Below are 1559 nucleotides of genomic sequence, written 5' to 3'. Positions count from 1 at the left end.
ATTCCGGCGCCACCTTGCCCGACATGCGCACCGTCAGGTCACCCGAGGACAGACGGTCGAAGCTCGCATCGACGACGCCCATGAACTCGCGCAGGTCCTCGGCCTTGGCGTGTTCGAGATCGGCCTGGCGCTGCCTGGCTTCAGCATGGGAAACGCGGGCGGCCTCGGCCTCCTGTTCCAGCCGGTCGCGCTCGATCGCCTGCTCCTTGAACACCTGGACGGCCGCCGCCATCGCGCCGATCTCGTCCTTGCGGCCGACCGCCGGGATCTCGACGGCTTTGTCGCCAGCGGCCAGCCGGCGCATCGCATCCGTCATCCGGTTGATCGGACGCGAGATCGACCGGGCGAGCGGAATCGCACAGGCGATCAGGACGGCGAACAAAATGCCCCAGGACATAAGCGCCTTGTAGACCTCTTCCATGAATTCGGCTTTGAGATCATCGACATAGGTGCCGGTGGCGATCGACCACTGCCAGGGCTTGAAACCTTCAGAATAGGCGAGTTTGGGCGAGGGTTCCGTGGCATTGAGCCGCGGCCAGACATACTCGGTGAACCCCCCGCTGCCCTTGGCGTTGGCGATCAGGGCGCGCGTTTGGTGAAAGCCGTTGGCGTCGACGTCGCCCCAGCCGTCGAGGCCCTCGCGCTGCGGGCTCGGATGGACAACCGTGAACCCGTCGAAACGGTGGATGAAGAGGTAGTCGCCCTTACCGTAGCGGATGGAACGCACTGCATCGGCGGCGCGGCGCTGGGCCTCTTCTTGGGACAGGCGGCCGCTTGCGGCTTCATCGGCATAGTGTTCGACGATCGACTTCGCGGTGTCGATCTGCGACTGCAACAGAACCTTACGGTCCTTCCAGATCGATTCTTGTAGCGAGGAAAGCTGTAGAGAAACGGCAATAATGCTGGCCAAAGTAGCCACGCCGATGAGCGCGGCGAGTTTACGAGAGATTGAGAAATTCATTCCAAAGGCCTTGTTCAACCAGCGTCATAGTGTGGGCTCGGTCGAACATGCAGACCAATATATGAAAATTGCCTTACGGTTGAAGAGCTTACAGCCACCGGTTTCGGCGCTACAAAGAATCTCCGGTGGGTAGTCCGCGGCCTGGGGAGCTTCGCCCAAAACGCGGAAGGGCGAGGCGGGCGGGATCGCCACCGGCCTCGCCTTTCTCGTCTCGGCCTCAGGATCGTGCCCGGGTCGGGCCCGGCCGCTCCGAGCTCGTGCTCAGAACTCTTCCCAGCTGTCCTCGGCGGAGTCTCGAGCCGGCTGTCTCGCCGCCCCGCCCGCGCCGGCGGTGCGCATCTGCGGCACCGGCTGCTGCGCTGATCTAGAAGCGCTCGCGGCCGCATGGTTCGCGGGCCTCAGCGCCGGCTTCGCCGTGTCGCCGGCCGAAGCGCCCGATGCACCTGCCTTGCCGGTGGTGAAGCGCGCCACCGCCTGGGCAAGTTCGTCGGTCTCGGTTGACAGCGTCTGCGCGGCGGCGGTCGATTCCTCCACCATCGCGGCGTTCTGCTGGGTCACCTTGTCCATCTGGTCGGCCGCACTCGAGACTTCGCGAAGG

At 64.5% G+C, this 1559-nt stretch carries 1 protein-coding gene and 1 pseudogene; both read right to left on the bottom strand.

Going from position 1 to position 1559, the window contains the following annotated elements:
• The coding region (locus J6595_RS22345; RefSeq protein WP_209597960.1) for a cache domain-containing protein at positions 1–961 on the bottom strand (961 nt) is incomplete at its 3' end.
• Between the two features lie 261 nt (positions 962–1222).
• A pseudogene (locus J6595_RS22340) lies at positions 1223–1559 on the bottom strand (methyl-accepting chemotaxis protein); the annotation flags it as partial.

The sequence above is a fragment of the Jiella mangrovi genome (assembly GCF_017815135.1).
Lineage (GTDB): Bacteria > Pseudomonadota > Alphaproteobacteria > Rhizobiales > Rhizobiaceae > Jiella > Jiella mangrovi.
The sequence above is the reverse complement of the archived record's forward strand: the minus strand, read 5'-3'. Positions and strand labels throughout refer to the sequence as shown.